1 protein-coding gene is annotated in these 435 nt (G+C 47.4%); it reads left to right on the plus strand.

The window, feature by feature from the left end; translation table 11 throughout:
* Positions 1 to 58: 58 nt before the first annotated feature.
* A partial coding sequence (locus tag K5Q99_RS22125; RefSeq protein WP_220778157.1) for an IS110 family transposase occupies positions 59 to 435 on the plus strand: 377 nt, incomplete at its 3' end.

Here is a 435-nt window from a genome sequence, read left to right on the forward strand (position 1 = left end):
CTCGGCATCGCAATGTGCCATGATTTAGGTGCACAAAATCTGACTCGAGGTGACCGATATGAACTATAAACTCATCAGCATTGATTTGGCAAAAACTGTCTTCCAAGTCGCAGCCTTTAACCCAGACAACACCATTGCTTTTAACCGTAAAATCAATCGCCCAGCATTGCTTGATACGCTCAGGCAATGCGAGCCGACATTAGTGGTGATGGAAGCTTGTTATAGTGCTAATTACTGGGGACGGGCTATCGAAAAGCTCGGCCATACCGTCAAGCTTATCCCCGCCAGAATGGTGAAAGCCATGCTGGTTGGTAATAAAAATGACGCCAATGATGCGGTTGCTATCGGAGAAACAGCTGGCCGCCCTAAAGTGAGTCTACTTCGTCCAAAAACGGTCGAGCAGCAGGATATTCAATCTTTGCTGCGCATTCGTGA

Origin of the sequence: Shewanella hafniensis (assembly GCF_019655335.1) — a bacterium.
In the GTDB taxonomy this organism is placed as follows: domain Bacteria; phylum Pseudomonadota; class Gammaproteobacteria; order Enterobacterales; family Shewanellaceae; genus Shewanella; species Shewanella hafniensis.